The following is an 18,458-nucleotide window of genomic DNA, read 5'->3' as shown; positions in this document are numbered from 1 at the left end:
CATGGAGGAGACACCGGGGGGTGCGGTCGCCGAGGACGTACGCCGGCGGATCCTGTCCATGTTGTCCAGCGGGGCGCTGCGGCCGGGAAACCGGTTGGGCACCGAACGCGAGATGGCCGACAAGTTCGGGGTGTCGCGGGCGACGCTGCGTAGCGCGCTGCTGCCGCTGAGTGAGGCCGGCGTGCTGGAACGGCGCACCGGCCGCCGCGGCGGCACCTTCGTGCGCGCGGATGTGGTGCAGCGCAACGCCGCCGAGCTGACCGGGCTGCCCGCGTTGTTGCAGAGCGGCGGCCACACCAGCTCCACCAAGGTGCTGGCCACCGACCGCAGGCCGGCCACCGCCGCCGAGTCCGCGGCGCTGGAGATCCCGGACACCGCCGAGGTCTTCGTCATCCGGCGGTTGCGCTATGCCGACGGGGTACCGCTGTCGGTGGACATGTCCTGCTTCATCACCGACCAGGTGAGCGACCTGCTGGAGCAGCCGCTGGGCGGTTCCCTGTACGAACTGTTGCGGGTGCGCTACGGCCTGGTGCCGGCCACCTCGAACGAGACCATCGAGGTGGTCAGCGCCAGCCCGCGCGAGGCGCAGTGGCTCGACATCGCCCACCGCCGGCCGCTGTTGGCCATCACCAGGGTGGCCAGGGACGCGGCCGGCCGGCCGTTCGAATACGCCTACGACCTGTTCCGGGCCGACCGGGTGCGGCTGACCGCCACCATGACCGTGCATCCGGAGCGGGAGCGCCGGGCCGGCGACGGCATGGTGGAACGCATCGTCAGTGCCTGATCCCCCGGTCGCTGCGCTCCTGCCCGCCGGTGCCTAACCCAGCTTGCGCAGCCGCGGTTCCAGATCGCGCTTGAACAGGTCCAGGAAGCGGCGCTGGTCGTGCCCGGGCGCGTGGAACACCAGGTGGTTCAGCCCCCACTTGACGTAGTCGGCGACCTTCTCGACGGCCTCGTCCGGATCGGACGCGACGATCCAGCGCTTGGCCACCTGCTCGATGGGCAGCGCGTCGGCGGCCTTCTCCATCTCGATCGGGTCGTCGATGGAGTGCTTCTGCTCCGCGGTCAACGACAGCGGTGCCCAGAACCGGGTGTTCTCCAGGGCCAGTTCGGGATCGGTGTCATACGAGATCTTGATCTCGATCATCCGGTCGATATCGTCGGGATTCTTGCCCGCCGCCTCGGCGCCCTCGCGCATGGCCGGGATGAGCTTGTCCTTGTACAGCTCCTCACCCTTGCCCGAGGTGCAGATGAAGCCGTCACCGGACCGGCCGGCGTACTTGGCCACCTGCGGCCCGCCGGCGGCGATGTAGATCGGGATGCCGCCCTCGGGCACGTCGTAGATCGAGGCGCCCTTGGTCTTGTAGTAGTCGCCCTCGAAGTCCACGCGGTCACCGAGCCACAGTTCGCGCATCAGCCGCACGGATTCGCGCAGCCGGGCATAGCGCTCCTTGAACTCGGGCCACTCGCCCTCGTACCCGGTGGCGATCTCGTTGAGCGCCTCACCGGTGCCGACCCCCAGGAAGATGCGGTCCGGATACAGACAGCCCAGGGTCGCGAAAGCCTGCGCGATCACGGCCGGGTTGTACCGGAACGTCGGGGTCAGCACCGACGTGCCGAGGACCAGCCGCTGGGTGCGTTCGCCCACCGCCGCGATCCAGGCCAGCGACCACGGGGCGTGCCCGCCTTCGTGCCGCCACGGCTGGAAATGGTCACTGACGGTGGCGCTGTCCATGCCGGCCGCTTCGGCGGCCACTGCCAACTCCACCAGCTCGCGAGGAGCGAACTGTTCTGCTGATGCCTTGTACCCCAATTTGAGTTCAGCCACGTCTACGTTTCTACTCCCCTGCATAGACTCGCGGGCATGGCAGTGTCCCTGACGGCGATCACCGAGACCGTGCACTTCGCGCAGACCGACCTGGTCAACTGGACGCTGGTCACCGGTGCCGGACCCGACGGCGGCGGGGTGCTGTTGATCGACGCCGGTTATCCCGGCGATCGCGACGACGTGGTGCGGACCGTCCGCGATCTCGGTTTCGGCCCCGAGGATGTGCGCGCCATCCTGTTGACCCACGCCCATGTGGACCACCTGGGTTCGGCCATCTGGTTCGCGAAAACCCATGGCACACCGGTGTATACGCACGCCGCCGAGGTCGGCCATGCCAAGCGGGAATACCTGGAGCAGGCCGCCCCGGTGGATGTGCTGGCCCGTGCCTGGCAGCCGCGCTACCTCACCTGGTCGCTGGCGCTGATCCGCAAGGGCGGCCTGACCCATGAGGGCATCGGCTCGACGCAGGCCCTGGACGACGCCGTCGCCTCGACGCTGCCCGGCACCCCGGTGGCCATCCCGACGCCCGGTCACACCGGTGGACACTGCTCGTATCTGGTGGACAGGGTGCTGGTGGCCGGTGACGCGCTGGTGACCGGACATCCACTGAGCACCCGGCGGGGGCCGCAGCTGCTGCCGGGGCTGTTCAACCACGATCAGGACGGCTGTGTCCGCAGCCTCGGGGCGCTGGGCATGCTGGACGCCGAGATCCTGTTGCCCGGGCACGGACCGGTGTGGCGCGGACCGATCCGGGACGCGGCCGAACAGGCCGCCCGGTGAGCGAGCAGGCGCCGCTGCACACCGACCGGCTGCGGGCGAATTCGTTCGGCTCGGCGGCCGCCCGCTACGACCGGCACCGCCCCCGTTACCCGGCCGCCCTCATCACCGATCTGGTTGACCGCCAAGGGATCACCGTGCTCGACGTCGGGGCGGGCACCGGTATCGCCACCGCCCAGTTGCGCGACGCCGGCGCCGACGTGCTGGCCGTGGAACCGGATCCGCTGATGGCCGAGGTGGCCGCGCACAAGGGGCTGGCCGTCGAGGTGGCGACGTTCGAGGACTGGGAGCCCCGCGGCCGCAGTTTCGACCTGGTGGTGTTCGCGCAGTCGTTCCACTGGGTGGATCCGGAGCCGGCGCTGCGCAAGGTGCGGGCGCTGCTGGCCCCCGGTGGCCGGCTGGCGCTGCTGTGGAACCGCGTCGTGCCCGTCACCCCGGACCGCGACGAGCTCGGCCGGGCGTACGCGGGCCTGCTCGAGGACTGGCAGCGCCCGTCCACCGATATCGAGGGTGACGACCTCGACCCGCTGCTGGCGGCGGCCGGGCTGCGCGGTGAACGCCGACGTTACGTCGAACATCCGCACTACAGCGGCGCGGACTGGGTCGCCATGGTGACCACCTACTCCAACGTGCTGCGGCTGCCGGCCGCCGATCAGGACGAGCTGCGCAACCGGCTGACGGCCCTCATCGGGCCCGCCGGCGTGGCGGCCACCAACGACGCGCTGGCGGTGCTGTGCACGGCTCAGGTGAGCACGTCGTAACCGAGCAGGAACACCCCGGTCAGGAACAGACCGCAGGCCAGCACGATGGCCGGCATCAGGATCATCCCGTCCAGCTCGTCGTCGTCGAACGGGTCGGTGAGCACCCTGCCGAACAGCAACCGGCCGATTTTGTTGGCGCGCAATGTGATCACCGTGCGACGGACGGCCGGTGATTCGCTCTTGCGGCCGACGACGATCCGCAGGCCGACCCCGGCCAGCGCCGTCAACAGGGCCGCCGCCAGGATCAGCAGCCCGACGGTCGTTTGCGACACGGCATCAGATTAGCCTGCCCACCTCTTGGCGATCAGCTCATGGGACCGCAGCCGGTCCTCGTGCCGGTAGGCCACCGAGGTGATGACCAGCTCGTCGGCGCCGGTCACCCGCTGCAGCGCGGCCAGCCGGTCGGCCACCGTGTCGGGGTTGCCGACGAACTGGGTTTCGGTGCGATCCTGCACCAGCGCCCGCTGCTCGGCGGTCAGCGGCGCGACGGTGTCCGGATCCGGATAGGGCGCCGCCCCGCCCTGCGCCCGGATCGAGTACACCCAGTGCCCGTAGCTGGCGGCCAGTTGCCGCGCGGTGGCGTCGTCGTCGGCGACCAATACGTCGGCCGAGACCACCACATAGGGCTCGGCGAGGCCGGCCGACGGCCGAAAAGCCTTGCGGTAGGCGGTGACCGCTTCCAGGGCAGTGCCCGGAGCGATGTGATAGGCCGCCACGAACGGTAGCCCGAGCGCGCCGGCGACCTGGGCGCTCTGCCCCTTGGAGCTGCCGAAGATCCACGGCCGCAGCGTGGTCGACTCACCGGGCGTGACATGCGCCTCGAAACCTTCGGTGCGGTAGCTGCCGTCGAGCAGGGCGAGGATGTCGGCCACTTGTTCGCCGAAATCCGGTGCCACCGCGCCGGGCTGCTGCAAGGTGGCCATCACTGCCCGCAGCCGTGGGTCGCGCATCAGCGCGCCGACGTCGAAGGGCGGGGGCACCACGACACCGTCGACCTCGTGCCGTTCCCGCGGCGGTGCCGGGGTGCGCGGCGCGTCCCGCAGCGATTCGGTGCGGCGCTGGCCGGACCGGCCCACGCCGAGGTCGATCCGGCCCGGGTGGAAGGCGTCCAGGATGCCGAAGCTCTCCACCACCGCCACCGGTGTGGTGTGCCCGAGCTGCACGGCGGCCGCGCCCACCCGGATGGTGGTGGTGGCCGCCGCGATCTGGCCGATCAGCACGGCGGGCGACGAGCTGGCCACGGCGACATAGTGGTGCTCGGCCACCCAGTAGCGGCGATAGCCCCACAGCTCGGCGTGCCGGGCCAGGTCGACGGTGTTGCGCAGCGCGGTGGCCGCGTCGCTGCCCGCGCTGATCGGCGCGAGGTCCAGGATGGACAGCGGTACGGTCATCACAGCTCCTCTGATCGTCTCCTCATGTCTAACCTGTCCGCGCGGCCCGCATTCCGGATGGGCATGATCGGATCACCGTGAGCCGAAATCCGGCCTGCTAGCGTCGACCCGGTGCGCGGCGCGGCCCTGACAACGGTGGTCCTGGCCGTGCTGTGCGGCCTGCTGTCCGGCTGCACGACGGCCGCCCGGACCGGCACGGGCGGCACCTGCGATCTGGACGGCCTGCCGCCGCAGGCCACCGAGACGGTGCACCGCATCGAGTCCGGCGGGCCGTTCCCCTACCCGCGCAACGACGGGGTGGTGTTCGGCAACTACGAGGGCAGGTTGCCGCAGCACGAGCGGGGTTACTACCACGAGTACACGGTGCCCACCCCGGGGCAGCCCCATCGCGGCACCCGGCGCATCATCACCGGCGGCACGCCGCTGACCGATCCGGCCGAGTTCTACTACACCGGCGATCACTACGCGTCGTTCTGCCTGATCGGAGGCGTATGAAGACCTACACGATCGACGGTTCCCGGGTCGCTTCGCGGGCCGATTTCTTCACCGAGATCGGGCGGGCGGTCAACGGGGACGGCGGCTACTTCGGCTCCAACCTGGATGCGCTGGCCGATTGCCTGCGCGGCGGCTTCGGCACCCCTGCCGACGGGGGTTTCCGGTTCGTGCTCGCGCCGTACAAGCCGGCGCGGGCCGCGATCGGCGAGCCGGTGTGGAGCACGCTGCTGCGGGTGTTCGCCGATGCCGGCGTGGATCTGTGGTTGGCCGGTTAACGCACGTTCGCGATGCCGGCCAGGATCAGGTCGATACCGGCCAGATATTGGTCGCGGTCATCGTGATCGGCCAGCTGCCCGGCCACCTGGTGCACGAAGGGATACCGCACCGGGTCGCGCCGCGTCCACTGCGCGGCCACCTCGGCCAGGAATGCGGTGCGGTCGGGCCCCGCGACCTGCGAGCGGGCGTTGGCCGCGTTCTGCCCCGCCACCCCCAGGATGTAGTTCAGCAGCGCGGAGGCCGAATTGAACTGTGCGCCTTGGGGAACGCCGAGGGCATCCATCCGCCCGCCGATCGACTCGAAGATCTGCAACAACGCCGACCACGGACGGCGATGCAACTGGGCACCCACCCACGGGTGCGCATCGAAGGCGTCGAACACGGCCAGCGCGATGGCGCGGATCGCCGCCTCGGGTTCGCCGTCGTCCGGCGCCGAGGGCAGCGCCCTCGCGACGATGCTGTCGGCCGCTGCGGCCAGGAGCGCGTTCTTGTCGGCGACGTGGTGGTAGATGGCCCCGGCACCGGTGTTCAGCCGGGTCGCGAGCGCCCGGAAGGTCAACGCGGCCTCACCGTCGGAATCCAGGATCTCGATCGCCGCCGCGACGATGCGCTCCCTCGACAGTGCCTCGGTGCGCCGTTGGGACATGCCTCATCTTGACAGACCTGGAACGTTGTTCCAACCTTGATTGGAACAACGTTCCAAAAGGGGGTCAGATGAGACCACACGTCACGATCGTGGGCGCCGGCATCGGCGGCCTGGTGCTCGCCCGGGTGCTGCACGTGCACGGCATCACCAGCACGGTGTACGAGGCCGAGGGGTCGGCGGGCAGCCGCGCCCAGGGCGGCCAACTGGACATCCACGCCGACACCGGCCAGCCGGCGCTGGAGATGGCCGGGTTGACCGAACGGTTCCGCGCGATCATCCACCGCGGCGCCGAGGCCGACCGCGTGCTGGCCCCCGACGGCACGGTGCTGCTCGACGAGCCCGACGACGGCACCGGCGCCCGCCCCGAGGTGCTGCGCGGGGAACTGCGCCGGGTGCTGCTGGACTCGCTGCCCGACGGAACCGTCCGCTGGGGGCACAAGGTCACCGGCGCCCGACCGCTCGGCGGGGGCCGGCACGAGCTCGGCTTCGCCGACGGCACGGCCGTGCACACCGAGCTGCTGGTCGGCGCCGACGGTGCCTGGTCGAAGATCCGGCCGTTGCTGTCGGACGCGACCCCGGTCTACTCCGGCATGACGTTCGTCGAGACCTATCTGTACGACGCCGACACCAAGCACCCGGCGGCCGCCGCGGCGGTCGGGGCGGGCTCGCTGTTCGCGGTGGCCCCGGGCAAGTGGATCGGCGCGCACCGTGAGCCGGATGGTGTCCTGCACGCCTATATCGCCCTGCACCGCCCGGCCGAGTGGATCACCGCGGCCGGACTCACCGATCCCGCACGCGTCGCGGCCGAATTCGACGGCTGGGCACCCGAACTCACCGCGCTCATCACCGACTGCGACGCCGGCCCCACGGTCCGGATGATCCACACTCTGCCGATCGGTCATCGCTGGGACCGCATCGCCGGCGTGACGCTCATCGGCGATGCGGCGCACCTGTCGCCGCCGTCGGGTGAGGGCGCCAACCTGGCGATGCTGGACGGCGCCGAACTCGGCGCCGCGCTGGCCACCCACCCGGGCGACACCGAAGCGGCCCTGGCCGCCTACGAGGCGACGATGTTCCCGCGCAGCGCAACAGCGGCGCTGGACGCCGCGCGGATGCAGGAGAACCTGGACGAGCCCTCCGAGCTGCTGGCCACCCTTTCGCGAGAAACTTGACACGTGTAAAGTTCGCCGCCATGGACAACATCAGGGGCAGGACCATCGCGATCACCGGCGCCGCTCGCGGGATCGGTTATGCCACCGCCAAGGAGCTGCTGCGCCGCGGTGCCCGCGTCGTGATCGGCGACCGTGACGTCGCCCTGCAAGAATCGGCCGTCGTCGAACTGACCAAACTCGGCCAGGTCTCCGGCTACCCCCTCGACGTCACCGACCGGGAATCCTTCGCGACCTTCCTCGACAAGGCCCGCACCGACGGCGGCGGGCACATCGACGTCCTGATCAACAACGCCGGCGTGATGCCGGTGGGCCCGTTCCTGGACGAGACCGAGCAGTCGATCCGGTCCTCACTCGAGGTCAACGTCTACGGCGTGCTCACCGGCTGTCAGCTGGCCCTGCCGGACATGGTCAAGCGCCGCCGCGGCCACGTCATCAACATCGCCTCACTGTCCGGCCTGATACCGCTGCCCGGCCAGGTGGTCTATGTCGGTGCCAAGTACGCCGTCGTCGGACTGTCCACCGCGCTGGCCGACGAGATGGCCCCCTACGGTGTGAACGTCTCGGTGATCATGCCGCCCTTCACCAACACCGAACTGATCTCGGGCACCAAATCCGGCGGCGCCATCAAACCGGTGGAACCGGAAGACATCGCGGCTGCCATCGTCAAGACCCTGAACAAGCCGAAGACCCACGTGTCGGTGCCGCCGGCGTTGCGGTTCACCGCGCAGGCCGCGCAGATGCTGCCGCCCAAGGCCCGTCGCGCGATGAACAAGGCGCTCGGCCTGGACAACGTGTTCCTGGAGTTCGACAAGGCCAAGCGCAAGGCCTACGAGGACCGCGCCCGGGCCGCTCAGGGTGTCATCGAGTCCGGCGGATCCACGTAACGCCGCTGGGTGCGCCCGCCGATCCCGGTGAGGATCTCGTAGTCGATGGTGCCGGTGGCGTCCGCCCAGTCACCGGCGCTCGCCCCGGCACCGCCGAACAGCACCGCCCGATCCCCCTCGGCCACGCCACCGCCGTCGTGGCCGAGGTCTACCACCAGCTGATCCATGCAGATCCGCCCGACGCCCGCGAAACGCCGGCCGTCGATGTGCACCGGCAGCCGGTTGCTCAGCGCCCTCGGCACCCCGTCGGCATAGCCGCAGGCCAGCACCGCGACGACGGTGTCGCGCGGGGCCACCCAGGTGTGGTTGTACGAAACGCCCTGTCCCGCAGCGATTCTCTTGACCAGGGCCACCTCGGCGGTCAGCGTCATGGCCGGGGTCAGCCCGAAATCGCCGAGCCCGGGCACCGGGCTGCGGCCGTACAGCGCGATCCCGGTGCGCACCACGTCCCGGCACAGGCTCCGATCCGTCAGCGCGGCAGCCGAATTGGCGATGTGCACCCGCTGCGGTGGCAGACCGGCCCGGTGCAGGTCGGCCACCGCAGCGTCCAGGCCGGCCGCCTGGGCGGCGTTGAGCGGATGCCCCGGTTCGTCCCCGCGGGCCAGGTGGCACATCACCGTCCGCAACTGGACCGCATCATCCTTGAGCAGCGCGCAGACCTCGGGCCACTCCCGTTCGGACACCCCGCTGCGGGCCAGGCCGGTGTCGACCTTGACCCCGACCGTCGCGGTGCGGCCCAGCCGGTGCGCCGCGGCGACGACCGCCGCCAGCTGGGCCGGCGTGGACACCACCACCTCGACGTCGGCGGCGAGGGCCGCCGCGAAATCGGTCGAGGGCGTGTGCAGCCAGGCGATCACCGGGGCGGTGACGCCGGCCGCCCGCAACGCGAGCGCCTCACCCACGGTGGCGACGCCGAGTTCGGTGGCCCCGGCCGCCAGCGCGGCCCGGGACACCTCGACCGCCCCGTGTCCGTAGCCGTCGGCCTTGACCACCGCGATCACCTCGGCGCCGGACCGCTCGCGCAGCACGCCGACGTTGTGCGCGATGGCCCCCAGGTCGACGACCGCCTCCGGACTCAGTATTCGATCGCTTCGATCAGCGGTCCCGGCTCGTCCATCAACGCCCAGAACCGGTCCCGGATGGCCACCGTCACCGGGCCGGGCGTGCCGTCGCCGATCGGTTCGCCGTCCAGCGAGTTGATCGGGGTGACCCCACCGGCGGTGGTGACGGCCATCAGTTCGTCGGCGTCGTAGAGCTCGTGGCTGGTGACATCGCGCAGGGTGGCCTCGATGCCCATCTGGTCGGCCAGCTCGAACACCGTCTTACGGGTGATGCCCGGCAACGCGTTTCGCGACGGGGAGGCCAGCTTGCCGTCCTTGACGATGCAGACGTTGAATCCCGGCCCCTCGGCCACGCAGTTGTCGGCGTCCAGCAGGATCGCGGTGCGCGCACCGCGGTCTTTGGCCTCGAAGCTGGCGGCGGTGAGGTCACCCCACTGGTAGTTCTTGATGGTCGGGTCGACGGTGTTGCGCCCGGCCCGCCGGACGTGGCGCGGCACGACGGCGGTGGTACCGAAGATCTGCTCGGCCGGCGGGAACGCCCACAGGTACGGGATGGCGTAGATGTACACCTGATGGGTGAGCTTGGTGAGATCCTTCTCGCCCTTGCGTTTTCCGTAACCACGGGTGATGGTCAGGTTGACGAACGACTCCCGCAGCTGGGACAGGCTCACGCACTTCTTGGTGATCTCGGCGAGCTCGTCCTTGGAGTAGCCGGCGTCCAGGCGCAGTTTGGCGGCACCGTCGAGCAGCCGGTCCAGGTGATCGCCGAGCCGGAAGATGTTGCCGTGCCACACGTGAGCGACGGTGTAGGTCAGGTCCGAGTGCCCGAAGCCGGTGTCGAAGATGGAGATCTTGGCCTCTTCGGCGGGCAGGTACTCGCCCTCAATCCAGGCCACGCCGCCGGCGAACGGGCTGGAGGTGTCCAGTTCGTAATCGCTGTACTGGATCACCGATCCGGGCGGGGTGTCCTCCCGGATGGCGCCGGGTTCCACGGCGACCAGATTGGAGGTTCCTGCGTCTGCGAGCGTCATCTCTGAATTCCTTTCAGGCTGAATGGGTCTTGGCGTACTCGGCGCCGGCGTCGCCGCGGGCCAGCCGCGACTTGAGCCCGGTGCCCCACCACACGGCGGCGAGGGCGACGATGCCGAGGAACACCCACTTGTTGTTGGTGAACTGCGGGAGGAAGAGCAGGGCCACGGCCACGGCGAGGAACACCACCAGCGCGGTGACGTACAGCGGCAGCCGCCAGCGGCCCAGGTCGAAGGTGCCGGGCTCGCCCACCGGAATGGTTCCCCGCTTGTAGCCGATCAGCAGGCCGATGGTCTGCAGGATGTAGACGAAGAAGAACAGCAGCGAGGCGATGCCGATGATGTAGTTGAAGGCCTGCTCGTTGACCAGCGCCGAGCACAGCAGCAGCGCCGACAGGCAGCCCAGGCCGAGCACCGCATACGTCGGGGTCTTGCTCTTGGGCGAGACGTGCCGCCAGAGGTTCGAGAACGGCAGCATGTTGTCCCGGGCCATCGAGTAGGTCAGCCGGGTGGCCACCAGGATGTTGGCCAGCAGGCAGGCCAGGATATTGGTCAGGGCGACGGCCACAACGATTTTCGTGACCACGGGGCCGGCCTGCTGGTTGATGATCTCCTCGATCGGCGCGGCCGAGTTCGCGGCGACCGCGTCGGTGTCGCGGATGGCCAGCACGTACACGATGTACATGCCCAGCTCGATGACGATCGAGGTGACCAGTGCGTAGAACATCGTCTTGGGCACCACGTGCCGGGCGTTCTTGGTCTCCTCGGCGACGTCGGCCCCCGACTCGACGCCGATCAGGCCGAAGAACGGGCCGAGCGCGGCGGCCAGCCAGGCCAGCAGGTAGGAGTCCTTGTCGCCGGACTCGCCGCCGGTGAACAGCACCGAGATGGGCTGGTGGTTCTCCGGCGCGGAGAAGGCGATGACGGCCACCAGCAGGGTGGCCCCGACGGTGATGACCAGTTCCAGGCTGACGCCGATGTTGTTGACCATGGTGGCGAACCGGACGCCGTAGATGTTGATCAGCACGCAGACGAACACAACGGCGATGGCCAGCAGGATCTGCGCGCTCTGGCTCATGCTCCAGCCGAACAGCCCGCCGAGGTAGCCGGACAGGATGAAGCCGACGCCGGTCATGCCGCACACCCAGCCCATCAGCGCGATGAACCCGGTGAACCAGGCCAGGTTGGGGCCGTTGATCCGGCTGATCCACTGATACGAATAGCCCGCCAACGGCAGCTTGGCGGTCAGGTCGGCGGCGATGAACGCCCACAGCGCGAACACCGCGCCGGCGAGCAGCAGCGTCCACACGAAGGGTGCGCCGGCGGTGAAGTAGCCGGCGCCGAAACCGGTGAACACCGCGGTGGTGGCGCTGATGGTGGCGAATCCGATGGCGAACGAGGCCAGCGTGCCGACCGAGCGGTCCAGTTTCTGCGTGTAGCCGAGCTCGGCGAGCTTGGCGTCTTCGGCGTTCATGGATGAATGAGGCGAGTGGGGTGGTGAAGCAAGCGCATCCGTCATGATCACTCCAGGTCAGGTGAAGTCGGGGAACGACTGCTGTAAGGAAAACGCCACCGGCCGGTCACCGGAAGTTCCATCTTTTGATCTAGTGATAAAGAAGATTTATCACTGCAGGTCGGGTCGGATGTCGTCGCCGTCCCCGAAACTCCACTGCTGCTGGACGTGCCGGATCAGGGCGTCGGCCTGCGGGCTGAGCGCACCCGGCTGCCACGCCAACGCGACATGGCTGGGCGGCCGGTCCACGATCGGCACGTAGACGATGCCGGGCCGGTCGTAGAACCGCGCCACCGACGACGTCGTGAAGCTGATGCCCAGGCCCCTGGCGATCGAGGTGGTCTCGGCCTCGTAGGTGGCCGCCACCGCGGCGATGGTCGGCGGCCGATTCCCGCGCACGTCCATCGCCAGCCAGTAGTCGCGCCACGGGCCGGCGGTCAGCGGCGCGCACACGATCGGGTCGTCGAGCAGCTCGGCGATCCGCACCTCACGCCGCCCGGCCAGCGGATGATCCCGGGGCAGGCACGCCACCCAGGATTCGGAATCCAGGATCAGCATCCGGTGCTCGGGCAGGTCCACCGGCGGGCGGATCAACGCGACCTCGGTGGCGCCGGAGGCCAGCCCGGCGGTCGGGTCGGCGAAGTCGAACTCGATCGGTTCGACGCTGACATCGGGGTAGGCCGCCTCGAAATGCCGCACGATGCGGAACAACAGGTCGGCGCCGGTCCCGATCAGATACCCGAGCCGCAGCCGGCCCTGCCGGGTACCCGAGAGCGTCACCAGGTTGTCCACCACCGCGTCCACCCCGGCCAGCGCCTGCTGCACCTGCGGCAGCCAGGCCGCGCCCAGGTCGGTGAGCGCCACCTCCCGGGTGTTGCGCCGCAACAACACCACCCCGAACGCCTGTTCCAGCGCTTTGATCGCGGTGGACAGCGCCGGCTGGGTGATGAACAGCCGCTCGGCGGCGCGGCGGTAATTCAGCTCCTCGCCCAGGACGGCGAAGTAGCGGAGTTGCCGCAGCGTCACATCCGGCAACGTCAGTGCATGCCCTCGGTCAGGTCGCGGACCTCGGCGTAGCGGGCCCGGACCGCGGGTTCGGGGGCGGCCTCGAACCGCTGGGCGGGCGGCGACGCCCACACCGGCGGGGCCGCCGCGGCGCTGTGCGCCCAGGCGGCCTGCCGCGCCGCACCCACCGCGACGTATTCGGCCGGCTCCGGAACATGCACGGGGACACCGAACACCGTGGGCGCGATCTCGCGCAGCGCCAGGGACTTGGCGCCACCGCCGACGAGCAACACCCGCCGTGCGGGCACCCCCATCGCGGTGAGGTGGTCCAGCCCGTCGGCCAGCGCGCACAGCAGCCCCTCCACCGCGGCCCGCGCCAGATTGGCGGCGGTGGCGTTGCCGACCCGCAGCCCGTGCACGGCACCGGTGGCCTCCGGCCGGTTCGGGGTGCGCTCGCCTTCCAGGTACGGCACCATCACCAGGCCCTCGCTGCCGGCCGGGGCCGAGCACGCCAGCCGGGACAACTCGTCGTGGTCGACGCGCAGCAGCTCGGCCGCGGCGTCCAGCACCCGGGCCCCGTTGAGGGTGCACACCAGCGGCAGGTGCCGGCCCGTGCCGTCGGCGAAACCGGCGACGAAACCGCCGCTGTCCCGCGCCGGTATCGACGTGCTGGCCGACACCACGCCCGAGGTGCCGATCGAGACGACGACGTCGCCGTCCTCGACACCCAATCCCAGTGCGGCCGCGGCATTGTCACCCAGCCCGGCCCCGAACGCCGGGCCGGCGCCGCTGATGGCCGCCCCGGGGGACAGCACCTGCGGCAGCGCCGGTGTCCGGCCGCGCAGCGCGAGCTCCAGCAGATCGGTGCGGTAGCGGTCGCCGGCGGCGTCGAAATAGCCGGTGCCACTGGCATCACTGCGGTCGGTGGCGATGTCGTCCAGAGCGGTCGCCCCGCGCAGCCGCCAGCTCAGCCAGTCGTGCGGCAGGCAGACCGCGGCCGTGCGGTCGGCGGCGGCCGGTTCGTGGTCGGCCAGCCAGCGCAGCTTGGCCACGGTGATGGCGGCCAGCGGGACCACCCCGACCGCCTCGGCCCAGGCGCCCGGCCCGCCGAGCTCGGTCACCAGATCCGCGGCCGCCCCGGCCGAGCGGGTGTCGTTCCACAGCAGCGCCGGGCGCACCACCTGGCCGCGGTCGTCCAGGCACACCATGCCGTGCTGTTGCGCGCCGACCGAGACGGCGGCGACATCACCCAGGCCGCCGGCCTGCTCGATGGCCGCCGATGCCGCCGATTCCCATGCCGCCGGATCGATTTCGGTGCCGTCGGGATGGCGGGCCCGGCCCTCGCGCGCGACGGCGCCGGTGTCCGCGTCACAGATGAGCACCTTGCAGGACTGCGTGGAGGAGTCGATTCCCGCGACGAGGGTCATGGAATGCAGACCCTAGCCGAACTGCGGCACCGGGTCACCGTTGCGGTAGGTCTCGATGACATCGAGCCGCTCGAACAGCTCGTCGTGGCTGAAGGAGTGCTGTTCGGCGGTGCCGACCAGCACCACCCGCACGACTTCGCCGTCCTCGGCCGCATCCAGCCACAGCGAGGTCACCGGCAGGCCGTCGGCGACCTGGGCGCCGGACGGCTCGTAGAACCAGACGGCGTAGTCCTCGCCGGATTCCTCCTCGTCGAAGGTCCAGCCGCGCTCGGTGATTCGTTCGTCGAAGGCGGCCAGGTCGGCGACGACGGCGTCCTCGATGGCCGACAGCTGTTCCATCACCGCCTCGGGGACCCAGTTGGCGTTGCGGCCGGCCTGCCGCTTCTTGCGCCGGGCCTTCTTCTGATCGGATCCGCGCGACACGGGTCAGCCCAGCGCCCGGTCCAGATCGGCGATCAGGTCCTCGGTGCCTTCCAGGCCGACGGAGATGCGCACCACGCCGTCGCCCAGTCCGATCGCGGCCCGGCCCTCCGGGCCCATCGCGCGGTGCGTGGTGGTGGCCGGGTGCGTGATCAGCGATTTGGCGTCACCGAGGTTGTTGGAGATGTCGATGACCGCCAACTTGTCCAGGACCTCGAAGGCCCGCTCCTTGCCGCCGTCGACGTCGAAGGTGACCACGGTGCCACCGCCGCGCATCTGCCGCTTGGCCAGGTCGAACTGCGGATGGGATTCCAGGAACGGGTATTTCACCCAGTTCACGCCCTTGTGCCCCTCCAGGAACTCGGCCACCCGCTGCGCGGACCGGTTCGCGTAGTCCACCCGGACCGCCAGTGTCTCAAGGCCTTTGAGCAGCGTCCAGGCGTTGAACGCGCTGATCGCCGGGCCGGTGTGGCGCATCAGCTTCTGCACCGGGCCGTCGATGTACTCCTTGTCGCCCAGGATGGCCCCGCCCAGCACCCGGCCCTGGCCGTCGATGTGCTTGGTGCCCGAATACACCACCACGTCGGCGCCCAGCGGCAGGCCCTGCTGCAGCAGCGGGGTGGCGAACACGTTGTCCAGCACCACCTTCGCGCCGGCGGCATGCGCCAGCTCGGAGACGGCGGCGATGTCGACCAGCGACTGCATCGGGTTGGACGGGGTCTCGAAGAACACGGCCTGGGTGGGTTTCGACAGTGCCTGCTCCCACTGCGACAGGTCGTCGCCGTCGACGAAGACGGTCTCCACACCCCAGCGCGGCAGGATCTCGTTGCACACCACGAAGCACGAGCCGAACAGGCTGCGGGCGGCAACCAGCCGGTCCCCCGCGCCGAGCAGCGCACCCAGCGCGGTGAACACCGCCGCCATGCCGGTGGCGGTGGCGAACGCCGCGGGGGCGTCCTCGATGAGCCGCAGCCGCTCCTCGAACATCGAGATGGTCGGGTTGCCGTAGCGCGAGTACACGTACCGGTCGATCTCGCCGGTGAACGCCCTCTCGGCATCGGCGGCCGACTCGTAGACGTAGCCCGAGGTCAGGTACAGCGCCTCGGCGGTCTCCTCGAAACCGGAGCGCAACAGCCCGCCGCGCACCCCGATGGTGGCCTGGCTGACCCCGTCCGGCAGCGGGGCCGGGACCCGGACGGATGGCACGGATGGCACTTCACTCATATGAGTCCCTAACTCTGTTTCCAGGCAAGTCCGACCGCTTTCCAGCCCGTGCCACCGCGGTGGCCGTTCTCGTCGAGGTTGCCCTCGAATCCGTCGAGCACGTTGTAGGACGGTCCGATACCGGCCTCGGTGGCCGCGATGGCCGCGCCGATCGAGCGGTTCCCGGACCGGCACAGGAAGATCACCGGCCGTTCGCCGGGAACGACGCCGGCCTCGGTGAGGTTCTCGACGAATGCGTCGTTGTGGGTGCCGTCGGTCCGGTTCCACTCGACGTACACCACGTCCCGCCGCAACTCGGTCAGGTCGGGCACCCCGACGAACCGCCATTCGGCCTCGGTGCGACAGTCGACCAGGACGGCGCTGGGATCCTCGACGAGGAGTTCCCACGCTTGCTGCGGCGTGATGTCTCCGGCGTAGCGCTGGCCTTCTGGTGTGGACACGTCTCATACCGTAGTAGCGGCGGCTGTGCGACGGTGCGAAGGGTTGGCCGGATCAGGCCGGTCCGGCCGAGCACACCTTCCAGGTGCCGTCCTCCTTGACGAACGACAGATCGGCGCCCACCTTGGTGTCCTCGTCGTTCTTGAAGTGGTAGGTCACCTTGGCGGTGGCGTGATCGCCGTCCACCACCACGTTGCCGACACCGTCGACATACCGTTCCCCGCGCTTGGCCGCCGAATCGCGTTGCCTGGCAAGGACCTCGTCCTGGGTGCCGTGTTGGCCGGCGCAGGTGTAGGTGAGGAAGTCCTGATAGTTCTGCCGCTGCAGCGCGTCGTTCTGGCCGGACACGGCGCGGCCGATGAGTTCCGGGTCGCCACCGCCGCTGTTGCGGTTGAACACAAAAATCGCGGTGATCACAATGACGATGATGACCAGGGCACCCAGGAACGGCGCGGGGGTCGGCCGGTCGGCGGGCGCGTCCTGATCGGTCACGACTGCCAGAGCTTACGCAGCACCACCGAGGTGCGCTGCGCACGGTCCCTGGCCACGGTGACGTCGGGCGCCGTCGCCAGGGTGGCACCCAGCCGGTACCGGCCGTCGGACTCGTCGAGCCGGTCGAACAGGCGGACATCGCTCTCGGCGACCTCCAGCGCCTCGGAGAGCACCGTCAGTACATCCGGCACGCTCACCGGTTCGGTGCGCGTCTCGGCGCTGCCGTAGGACACCTCGGCCGCGCCGGGCGAGACCATGATGGTGTCCACCGACAGCCCCAGCACGGCCCGGGCGTGCAGTTCGAACTGGGACAGCCGCTGGCTGCGCACGGTGACCAGGCCGGCGTCGTCGGGGCGGGGCCGTACCGTGGAGAAGTACACCTCGTCACCCCGGACCAGCAGTTCCACCGCGAAGATGCCGCGCCCGCCCAGCGAGTTGACGATGCGGGCGGCGATCGACTTGGCCGCGTCGAGCGCGGCCGGCGACAGCCGGTGCGGCTGCCAGGTGGCCAGGGTGCCGTCCTCGGCGGCGCGGTGCCCGATGGCCTCGCAGAAATGCACCACTGGACCGGTCGGCCCGGCGGTGCGCACGGTCAGCAGCGTCACCTCGTCGTCGACGTCGACGACGGTCTCGGCCATCACCCGGGTGTGGGTGATGCGCCCGGCGGCCACCGCACGGTTCCAGGCCGGTTCGACGTCCTCGGCCCGCAGCAGCACCGAGACGCCGTCGCCGGGCGCACCCTCGACCGGGGTGACGGTCAGTGGGAACCCGGCGTGCTCGGCGATCGTGGCCAATTCCGCGGCCGACCCGGCGAACCAGAACGGGGCGGTGGGCAGGCCAAGCTCGTCGGCGGCCAGCCGGCGCAGGCCCTCGCGATCGAGGCTGAGCCGGGTGGCGTGCGGTGTCGGGAAGACCTCGATGCGTTCGCTCAGCCCGGTCAGCACATCGGTGGCGACCACACCGGATTCGACGACCACGAAATGGGGCTGCTCCTTGTCGATCACCGCGGTCAGCGCCTCGGGATCGTTCATCTTGACCACGACCGCGCGGTCGGCGACCTGGTGCGCGGGGGCGTCGGCGTACCGGTCCACCGCGACCACGACGGCACCCAGCCGTTGAAAGGCCAGCGTCAGTTCACGACTCATCTCACCGGAGCCGAGCAGCATCACGACGGGCGCGGCAATGTTGCGCATACCGTCCGCGCCGGTCGGGTCCTTCGCGTCCTCAGTCATCGCCAACCCAGCCTGCCAGATCGTCAGCCCAACCGGATGTCGACGTAACACCACCGCCACGATTCACCGGGCTCGGCCGAGCGCATCACCGCATGGCCGGTCTCCCTGAAGTGCGCCGACGCGTGCTGGTGCGGGCTGGAATCGCAGCATCCGACGTGCCCACAGGTGAGGCACATCCGCAGGTGCGCCCAGGCGTTCTCGCCGTCGGCCTCGCACTCCTGGCAGCGCCCCGGCGTCAGGGGTTCGGGTTCGACGATGTCCACCGCGGCCTGGAGGTGTTCGCAGGTGGCCGGGGCCGACGGTGCCGAGGCCCCGGCGGCTCCGGATTCGCGCCGGCGTGATCTCCTCAGCATATTGATCAAGGATACGGACGGACGATCAAAGAGGA

Annotated in this window: 22 protein-coding genes; 7 read left to right on the top strand and 15 right to left on the bottom strand. The window is 70.1% G+C overall.

Going from position 1 to position 18,458, the window contains the following annotated elements; genetic code table 11:
- Nucleotide 1: 1 nt before the first annotated feature.
- Nucleotides 2-784 (top strand): GntR family transcriptional regulator, encoded by a 783-nt coding sequence (locus BN977_RS20505; protein ID WP_036401069.1) that lies wholly within the window; start codon nt 2-4, stop codon nt 782-784.
- A gap of 33 nt (nt 785-817) precedes the next feature.
- Here the strand turns inward: BN977_RS20505 and fgd are convergent, their stop codons facing one another.
- The gene (gene fgd, locus BN977_RS20500; RefSeq protein WP_024451670.1) at nt 818-1,828 is read right to left on the bottom strand and encodes a glucose-6-phosphate dehydrogenase (coenzyme-F420); all 1,011 of its coding nucleotides are present in this window, start codon (nt 1,826-1,828) and stop codon (nt 818-820) included.
- Nucleotides 1,829-1,864: 36 nt separating this feature from the next.
- Here fgd and BN977_RS20495 point away from each other — a divergent pair, with 36 nt between their 5' ends.
- Together BN977_RS20495 and BN977_RS20490 are read left to right on the top strand one after the other, a co-directional pair.
- Nucleotides 1,865-2,608 carry an MBL fold metallo-hydrolase gene (locus tag BN977_RS20495; RefSeq protein ID WP_036401065.1) on the top strand — a complete coding sequence of 248 codons (744 nt, stop codon included), beginning with the start codon at nt 1,865-1,867 and terminating at the stop codon, nt 2,606-2,608.
- A 14-nt stretch (nt 2,609-2,622) separates the two neighbouring features.
- Nucleotides 2,623-3,366, top strand: coding sequence for a class I SAM-dependent methyltransferase (locus tag BN977_RS20490; protein WP_051562115.1), 744 nt, complete (start codon nt 2,623-2,625; stop codon nt 3,364-3,366).
- On the opposite strand, the gene BN977_RS20485 is transcribed toward BN977_RS20490, so the two are convergent.
- Both BN977_RS20485 and BN977_RS20480 read right to left on the bottom strand, forming a co-directional pair.
- Nucleotides 3,348-3,638 (bottom strand): hypothetical protein, encoded by a 291-nt coding sequence (locus BN977_RS20485; protein WP_024451667.1) that lies wholly within the window; start codon nt 3,636-3,638, stop codon nt 3,348-3,350. The genes BN977_RS20490 and BN977_RS20485 overlap by 19 nt on opposite strands.
- Nucleotides 3,639-3,647: 9 nt before the next feature.
- Nucleotides 3,648-4,757: an LLM class flavin-dependent oxidoreductase gene (locus tag BN977_RS20480; RefSeq protein ID WP_036401061.1), complete on the bottom strand. Its 1,110-nt coding sequence runs from the start codon at nt 4,755-4,757 to the stop codon at nt 3,648-3,650.
- A 141-nt stretch (nt 4,758-4,898) separates the two neighbouring features.
- Here BN977_RS20480 and BN977_RS20475 point away from each other — a divergent pair, with 141 nt between their 5' ends.
- Nucleotides 4,899-5,252 (top strand): guanyl-specific ribonuclease, encoded by a 354-nt coding sequence (locus tag BN977_RS20475; RefSeq protein ID WP_036404035.1) that lies wholly within the window; start codon nt 4,899-4,901, stop codon nt 5,250-5,252.
- Complete coding sequence (locus BN977_RS20470; RefSeq protein WP_036401058.1) at nt 5,249-5,527, top strand: barstar family protein; 279 nt, start codon at nt 5,249-5,251, stop codon at nt 5,525-5,527. Before BN977_RS20475 ends, BN977_RS20470 begins: the two co-directional genes overlap by 4 nt.
- On the opposite strand, the gene BN977_RS20465 is transcribed toward BN977_RS20470, so the two are convergent.
- Nucleotides 5,524-6,174 carry a TetR/AcrR family transcriptional regulator gene (locus tag BN977_RS20465; RefSeq protein ID WP_036401056.1) on the bottom strand — a complete coding sequence of 217 codons (651 nt, stop codon included), beginning with the start codon at nt 6,172-6,174 and terminating at the stop codon, nt 5,524-5,526. The two genes, BN977_RS20470 and BN977_RS20465, sit on opposite strands and share 4 nt — an antisense overlap.
- A gap of 68 nt (nt 6,175-6,242) precedes the next feature.
- Between BN977_RS20465 and BN977_RS20460 the strand changes: the two genes are divergently transcribed.
- Together BN977_RS20460 and BN977_RS20455 are read left to right on the top strand one after the other, a co-directional pair.
- Nucleotides 6,243-7,346, top strand: a complete 1,104-nt coding sequence (locus BN977_RS20460; protein WP_036401053.1) for an FAD-dependent oxidoreductase — start codon at nt 6,243-6,245, stop codon at nt 7,344-7,346.
- Between the two features lie 20 nt (nt 7,347-7,366).
- Nucleotides 7,367-8,230: an SDR family oxidoreductase gene (locus BN977_RS20455; RefSeq protein ID WP_036401051.1), complete on the top strand. Its 864-nt coding sequence runs from the start codon at nt 7,367-7,369 to the stop codon at nt 8,228-8,230.
- Here BN977_RS20455 and alr read toward each other — a convergent pair.
- The 11 genes from alr to BN977_RS20400 all read right to left on the bottom strand — a co-directional run bounded on the left by alr (nt 8,197) and on the right by BN977_RS20400 (nt 18,423).
- A complete protein-coding gene (alr, locus tag BN977_RS20450; protein WP_036401049.1) occupies nt 8,197-9,312 on the bottom strand; it encodes an alanine racemase in 1,116 nt (371 codons plus the stop codon). The genes BN977_RS20455 and alr overlap by 34 nt on opposite strands.
- Entirely contained in the window at nt 9,306-10,322 is a 1,017-nt protein-coding gene (locus tag BN977_RS20445) for an aminotransferase class IV (protein WP_051561748.1), read from the bottom strand. Before BN977_RS20445 ends, alr begins: the two co-directional genes overlap by 7 nt.
- 13 nt (nt 10,323-10,335) lie before the next feature.
- The gene (locus tag BN977_RS20440; protein WP_234709648.1) at nt 10,336-11,793 is read right to left on the bottom strand and encodes an APC family permease; all 1,458 of its coding nucleotides are present in this window, start codon (nt 11,791-11,793) and stop codon (nt 10,336-10,338) included.
- Nucleotides 11,794-11,943: 150 nt separating this feature from the next.
- The gene (locus tag BN977_RS20435; protein WP_036404028.1) at nt 11,944-12,858 is read right to left on the bottom strand and encodes a LysR family transcriptional regulator; all 915 of its coding nucleotides are present in this window, start codon (nt 12,856-12,858) and stop codon (nt 11,944-11,946) included.
- Nucleotides 12,859-12,869: 11 nt separating this feature from the next.
- Nucleotides 12,870-14,264 (bottom strand): FGGY-family carbohydrate kinase, encoded by a 1,395-nt coding sequence (locus tag BN977_RS20430; RefSeq protein ID WP_036401047.1) that lies wholly within the window; start codon nt 14,262-14,264, stop codon nt 12,870-12,872.
- Between the two features lie 12 nt (nt 14,265-14,276).
- Entirely contained in the window at nt 14,277-14,687 is a 411-nt protein-coding gene (locus BN977_RS20425; RefSeq protein ID WP_024451653.1) for a hypothetical protein, read from the bottom strand.
- A 3-nt stretch (nt 14,688-14,690) separates the two neighbouring features.
- Nucleotides 14,691-15,908 (bottom strand): O-succinylhomoserine sulfhydrylase, encoded by a 1,218-nt coding sequence (locus tag BN977_RS20420; protein ID WP_036401044.1) that lies wholly within the window; start codon nt 15,906-15,908, stop codon nt 14,691-14,693.
- 8 nt (nt 15,909-15,916) lie between these two features.
- The gene (locus BN977_RS20415; protein ID WP_036401042.1) at nt 15,917-16,348 is read right to left on the bottom strand and encodes a rhodanese-like domain-containing protein; all 432 of its coding nucleotides are present in this window, start codon (nt 16,346-16,348) and stop codon (nt 15,917-15,919) included.
- A 52-nt stretch (nt 16,349-16,400) separates the two neighbouring features.
- On the bottom strand, nt 16,401-16,838 hold the full coding sequence (locus BN977_RS20410; RefSeq protein WP_109762469.1) for an Rv0361 family membrane protein: 438 nt from the start codon (nt 16,836-16,838) through the stop codon (nt 16,401-16,403).
- Nucleotides 16,835-18,070 carry a formate-dependent phosphoribosylglycinamide formyltransferase gene (gene purT / locus BN977_RS20405; RefSeq protein ID WP_024451649.1) on the bottom strand — a complete coding sequence of 412 codons (1,236 nt, stop codon included), beginning with the start codon at nt 18,068-18,070 and terminating at the stop codon, nt 16,835-16,837. The genes BN977_RS20410 and purT overlap by 4 nt, the downstream gene beginning before the upstream one ends.
- Before the next feature lie 23 nt (nt 18,071-18,093).
- Nucleotides 18,094-18,423, bottom strand: a complete 330-nt coding sequence (locus tag BN977_RS20400; RefSeq protein WP_024451648.1) for a UBP-type zinc finger domain-containing protein — start codon at nt 18,421-18,423, stop codon at nt 18,094-18,096.
- Nucleotides 18,424-18,458 lie beyond the last annotated feature (35 nt).

The organism is Mycolicibacterium cosmeticum (assembly GCF_000613185.1).
GTDB lineage: Bacteria > Actinomycetota > Actinomycetes > Mycobacteriales > Mycobacteriaceae > Mycobacterium > Mycobacterium cosmeticum.
Note: the sequence above shows the minus strand (reverse complement) of the source record. Positions and strands in the feature narration are given on the sequence as shown.